The 5,761-nt window shown below is 62.2% G+C and carries 4 protein-coding genes; 1 reads left to right on the forward strand and 3 read right to left on the reverse strand.

Annotated features, from left to right (window positions below):
- Window positions 1-63: 63 nt before the first annotated feature.
- Both EOB36_RS32795 and glmM read right to left on the reverse strand, forming a co-directional pair.
- Complete coding sequence (locus EOB36_RS32795; RefSeq protein ID WP_127288389.1) at window positions 64-891, reverse strand: outer membrane protein; 828 nt, start codon at window positions 889-891, stop codon at window positions 64-66.
- A 215-nt stretch (window positions 892-1,106) separates the two neighbouring features.
- On the reverse strand, window positions 1,107-2,459 hold the full coding sequence (glmM, locus tag EOB36_RS32800) for a phosphoglucosamine mutase (RefSeq protein ID WP_128286521.1): 1,353 nt from the start codon (window positions 2,457-2,459) through the stop codon (window positions 1,107-1,109).
- A 539-nt stretch (window positions 2,460-2,998) separates the two neighbouring features.
- Here glmM and EOB36_RS32805 point away from each other — a divergent pair.
- Window positions 2,999-3,979 carry a hypothetical protein gene (locus EOB36_RS32805; protein ID WP_128286522.1) on the forward strand — a complete coding sequence of 327 codons (981 nt, stop codon included), beginning with the start codon at window positions 2,999-3,001 and terminating at the stop codon, window positions 3,977-3,979.
- 507 nt (window positions 3,980-4,486) lie between these two features.
- Here the strand turns inward: EOB36_RS32805 and ftsH are convergent.
- Window positions 4,487-5,761: ATP-dependent zinc metalloprotease FtsH (gene ftsH, locus EOB36_RS32815; protein WP_128286524.1), on the reverse strand; the 1,275-nt coding region annotated here is incomplete at its 5' end.

Below are 5,761 nucleotides of genomic sequence, written 5' to 3' on the forward strand. Positions count from 1 at the left end.
TCCCGACACAAACGAAAACCGCCCGGCTTTGCCGGGCGGTCCGTAAACCTGCTGTCGAAGCGATTACTTGGTGTAGACCGGTTCGGGTTCATAGGCGATCGGTTCCGGCTGGGCGCAGCCGGAGTTGCCGAACTGATAGCGCAGACCGCCGCGCACTTCGTGCACATTGATGCCCTTGTCATGTCCGGGACCGACATCGCTGGCGAAGTCGAACATCTTGCCGCCTTCGATATGGCTGAAGCGGTAACCGAGATCGAGCTTGACGCGATCGGTCAGGCAGTAGGAGGCGCCCGCCATCGCCGCATAGGCAAAGCGCCAGCCCTTGCCGCCGCTATGCTCAAACGTATCGTCGTCAATGGTGTTGTGCAGCTTGTCCCACTTGACCCAGGCGCCGCCGATGCCGGCGCCGACATAAGGCGTGATGCCGTGCCAGGTGCCGATATCGACATAGGCATTGGCCAGGAGCAGCAGCGCCGTATAAGACGACGTGTCGGTCGAAGTGCAGGGGTTGATGCCGCAGAAGCCGCTGGTCGAGCCGCGGAAATCGGATTTGCTCATCCAGTCCGCGGTCAGGTCGGTGCGAAAATGCTGGTTGATCTGGTAACCGACGCCGGCACCGGCCGAGAAGGCGCTCTCCAGCTTGCCGCTGTCGAAGCGACCAGTACCGGGTGTGTCACCGTAGGTGATGTAGTCGGCGCCGCGAAACTTCGACCAATGATAGTCGATGTCGCCGCGAATGTACCAGCCGCCATATTCGGCCGGCTGCTCGTAGACGGCCGGTGGCGGGGCCGGCTCGATCACGGGCGGCTCGACGAAGTCGGCGGCGAACACTGGTCCGGCTACGCCCGCGAACAGCGCGGCAAAGAGGGCCATTCTTGCTGTATTGAACATGCTTGTCACCCCTGAGAACCCTCGGCACAGCGAACGCGTCCGAATGTGATTGGCTTCAGTCGTGGATAATGAATTGGAAAAGTTAAAAGGCGTTTAACCGTATCGCTTAACCATGAATCTCTAGAATTCGAGGAAACTACGGGCAGCGTTGACCTGCAACCCAACGAAAAAGCCCGCCGGAAGGCGGGCTTTTCAGACCAGCAAAAGCTGCAGGATCAGGCGGCGCTGCGTGTTTCCGAGATGATCTCGACGATGTCGTTGACGACGGCCTCGACCAGTTGCTGGTCGTCGCCTTCCGCCATGACGCGGATGAGCGGCTCCGTGCCGGATGGCCGGATGACCAGGCGACCGGCCTTGCCCAGGCGGTGGCGTGCATCTTCGATCGCTGCCTTGACCGGGGCTTCCTCGAGCGGCTTACCGCCGGAAATGTGGACGTTCTTCAGAAGCTGCGGCACCGGCTCGAACTTCTTCGACAGCTCGCTGACCGGCCGGTTCTGCCGCTTGATGCAGGCGAGCACCTGGAGCGCCGAGACGAGGCCGTCGCCGGTCGTGGAAAAATCGGACAGCACGATGTGGCCAGACTGCTCGCCGCCGACATTCAGGCCGTGCGCACGCATGTGCTCGACGACATAGCGGTCGCCGACCTTGGTGCGGTGCAACTGCAGGTTCATGTCGCCGAGGAAGCGTTCGAGGCCGAGATTGGACATCACCGTCGAGACGACGCCGCCGCCGGCCAGCCGTCCGCTCTGATGCCAGGACTCGGCGATCAGCGCCATGATCTGATCGCCATCGACGATCGCGCCATTCTCGTCGACGATGACGACGCGGTCAGCGTCGCCGTCGAGCGCGATGCCGATATCGGCGCGCACTTCGTGCACCTTCTTCTGCAGGCCGGCCGGATGGGTCGAGCCGCACTCCTTGTTGATGTTGAAGCCGTTGGGCTCGACATTGATGGCGACGACCTCGGCGCCGAGTTCCCACAGCGCCTCGGGCGCCACCTTGTAGGCAGCGCCATTGGCGCAATCGACGACGATGCGGAGGCCGGAAAGCGACATCGATCGCGGCAGCGTGCGTTTGGCGAATTCGATATAGCGGTCATGGACGCCGTCGACGCGCTTGGCGCGGCCGAGCCCGTCCGAATCGGCGAGCGCCAGTTCGATATCCTTGTCGAGCATCCCCTCGATGCGCTCCTCGATCTCGTCGGAGAGCTTGTAGCCATCCGGGCCGAACAGCTTGATGCCGTTGTCATAGTAAGGATTGTGCGAGGCCGAGATCATCACGCCGATGTCGGCGCGCAACGAGCGCACCAGCATGGCGACCGCGGGCGTCGGAATCGGGCCGAGCAGGAACACGTCCATGCCGGCGGCGCAGAGGCCCGACACCATCGCATTCTCGATCATGTAGCCGGAAAGTCTGGTGTCCTTGCCGAGCACGACGCGGTGGCGATGATTGCCGCGCTGGAACGAAAGGCCAGCGGCCATGCCGACCCTCATGGCGATCTCCGCCGTCATTGGAAACCTGTTGGCGCGCCCGCGAATGCCGTCCGTGCCGAAATAACTTCCTGCCATACTAGTCAGCTTCCCGATGGTTCTTTCCCGGCACGTCATGCCACAAATTGGCCCGAGCCCTATCATCACAATGCATGATTATATGCCTCCAATCCTTAGAAAATTGTTGTTTTGTGTGTTTTGTGTCACGCCACTGTATTGATTTTCAAGTTCCCTGCTCTGATTGCGGCAGCAGCGTTCAGGAACTTCAACTCAAACCGCATCTGGATTCTTGATGTGTGTCAGTATGGCTTTGAATTCGGAATCCGCGCGTCGTTCTGCTCCAGACCGAGGTGAATTCAGGATCCGCCGCACCAGCCGGTTCGACTGGCTGTCATGCGAGGCAGTCTCCTGACTGCGAACCGCTATATACGCGCTCTCCGTGCAAATGCACCCGGAAAAACTTGGCTGCGAGACAGCGCCCGGCAACGATTTCATCACCTTATCGGAAAGAATACACTTTCCGGCACTTTTTACGCTACTTGGCATCTGGCGCAACCAGCCGTTGAGCGCTATTGATTTGCTGGGACATATCATGAACCGCTGTAGGGAGAAAATGCATGCTCATCCATCGACTTGCCACTTTGACGGGTCTTGCCGTCGTGACCTTGTTCCTGGCGGCGCCTGCCAATGCGCTGACCATGGCCGAGTGCAGCACCAAGTATAACGCGGCCAAGGACGCCGGAACACTTGGCGGGCAGAACTGGAACCAGTTCCGCAAGGCCGAATGCGGCACCGACGCCAGCGCCACGGCAGAACCCGCCAAGCCGACGACCAAGGCGGCAGCAGCCACTGGCGATGACGTCGCGCCGGGCCTGACGGCGAAAGAGTGCAGCACCAAGTATCAGGCAGACAAGGCCGCCGGCACACTGAACGGCCTGACCTGGAACCAGTATCGCAAGACTGAATGCACCGCCGGCGCTACCGCTGCGGCAGCACCGGCCGCGGCAGCACCGGCTGCGACGGCAGCGGCCACTGATGACTCGGCACCGGGCCTGACGGCGAAAGAATGCAGCACCAAATACCAGGCTGCAAAGGCTGCCGGCACGCTGAACGGCATGAAGTGGAACGACTTCCGCAAGAGCGCATGTGCCGCCGGCGCCGGCGCTACGGTAGAACCGGCCGCAGCGACGACCAAGGCAGCGGCAACTGCTGACGCCGGCAAAGGCCTCAGCATGGCGGACTGCAGCGCCAAGTATCAGGCGGCCAAGACCGGCAACACGCTGAACGGCATGAAGTGGAACGACTTCCGCAAGAGCCAGTGCGGTACTGGTGCATCCGACGACGACACCGTGCCGGCTGCCGATGAGGCGAGCTACACCAGCGACCCGGAAACACCGACCGTCACCGCTCCCCAAGGTGTGAAGTTTCCGAAGGCGATCTCCCAGAAATATAGCACCGAGACCCCGGCCAAAGGCCGTATGCATACCTGCCTCGATCAGTACTACGCCAACAAGGACGCCAACGCGCTGGGCGGCCTCAAGTGGATCCAGAAGGGCGGCGGCTTCTACAGCCTGTGCAATGCCGCGCTGAAGAGCTGATAGATAGCAGCATCTGAAAGACGAAAGGCCCGCGAACCGCAAGGTTCGCGGGCCTTTTTTGTTCGCCGCTTCAGGAGAGGCCACTCTTGCGTTGCAAGGAGGCGCCATCGACGACGCTGCCAATCTCCCCCCTCGTGGGGGAGATGCCCGGCAGGGCAGAGGGGGGCGCGAAGGATCGCTGCTTTCATTCTAGTTTGGATTCCTCGCCTCCCCGAAAATGGGGAGAGGTGGCTCGGCGAAACCGAGGCGATGAGGGAAATTCGAACTAACAGCCAGAGTGAAGTTCGCCCTAGCCCCAAGATGCCGGCGGGACAGTGCCCCCCTCTGTCCTGCCGGACATCTCCCCCACGAGGGGGGAGATTGGCCGCCACACCGGCTTTCGCCGATCGCCAACGTTGCAGGTCGGGTACAGGTCGCGGACAATTCCGCAGTCCTCTCCACCTCCTGAACAAAAAACGCCGCGGTCCAAGCCGCGGCGTTTTCGAAATCAACCTCTTGGGCCGGACCCTAGCTTGACGGCTGAGGCTCCATGCCGCCTTCGGGCTCCGGACCCTTCTTGCGTCGGCTGCCGGACTTCGGCACGGCCGAGCCACGGCTCGGCGGCGTGTCGTCGCCGAGATCGCGGGCGGGCTTGTGGCCGGCGATCAACTGCTTGATCTCCTCGCCTGACAGCGTCTCATATTCCAACAGCCCCTGCGCCAGCGCGATCCATTCCTTCTTCTTCTTGGTCAGGATGGATTTCGCCGTCGAATAGGCCTCGTCGATCAGCCGGCGCACTTCGGCGTCGATGATCTGCGCCGTCTCTTCCGAGACGTTCTGCGTGCGCGCCACCGAATGACCAAGGAAAACCTCTTCCTGGTTGTCGCCATAGGCGACGTGGCCGAGCTTGTCGGAGAAGCCCCAGCGCGTGACCATGGCGCGCGCCAGCTTGGTCGCCTGCTCGATGTCCGAGGAGGCGCCCGAGGTGATGTTCTCCTTGCCGAACTTGAACTCCTCGGCGACGCGGCCACCCATCATGATGGCGAGGCGCGAGATCATGTATTTGTAGCTCATCGAATAGCGGTCGCCTTCCGGCAACTGCATGACCATGCCAAGCGCCCGGCCGCGCGGAATGATCGTCGCCTTGTGCAGCGGATCGGCCGACGGCACGTTCAGCGCCAGGATGGCGTGGCCGGCCTCGTGATAGGCGGTGAGTTCCTTCTCGGCCTGGGTCATGGCCGACGAGCGGCGCTCGGCGCCCATCATGATCTTGTCCTTGGCGTCCTCGAACTCGGCCATGGTGACAAGGCGCTTGTTGCGCCGTGCTGCCATCAGGGCGGATTCGTTGACGAGGTTCATCAGGTCGGCGCCGGAAAAGCCCGGCGTGCCGCGTGCGATCACCTTGAGGTCGACATTGGGCGCCAGCGGCACGTTGCGCACATGCACCTTCAGGATCTTCTCGCGGCCGACGATGTCGGGGTTCGGCACCACCACCTGGCGGTCGAAACGGCCGGGCCTGAGCAGCGCCGGATCGAGCACGTCCGGTCGGTTGGTGGCGGCGATCAGGATGATGCTTTCGTTGGATTCGAAGCCGTCCATTTCGACCAGCAACTGGTTCAGCGTCTGCTCGCGTTCGTCATTGCCGCCGCCGAGGCCGGCGCCGCGATGGCGGCCGACCGCGTCGATTTCGTCGATGAAGATGATGCAGGGCGCATTCTTCTTGGCCTGGTCGAACATGTCGCGGACGCGGCTCGCGCCGACGCCGACGAACATCTCGACGAAGCCAAGCAGGATCTGGAGGAG

This window comes from Mesorhizobium sp. M6A.T.Cr.TU.017.01.1.1 (assembly GCF_004023115.1).
Classification (GTDB): Bacteria; Pseudomonadota; Alphaproteobacteria; order Rhizobiales; family Rhizobiaceae; genus Mesorhizobium; species Mesorhizobium mediterraneum.

Bases quoted from the DNA above. Each gene is read 5' to 3' on its own strand.
- glmM (WP_128286521.1), bottom strand. From the start codon at position 2,459: ATGGCAGGAAGTTATTTCGGCACGGACGGCATTCGCGGGCGCGCCAAC.
- EOB36_RS32805 (WP_128286522.1), top strand. From the start codon at position 2,999: ATGCTCATCCATCGACTTGCCACTTTGACGGGTCTTGCCGTCGTGACC.
- EOB36_RS32795 (WP_127288389.1), bottom strand. From the start codon at position 891: ATGTTCAATACAGCAAGAATGGCCCTCTTTGCCGCGCTGTTCGCGGGC.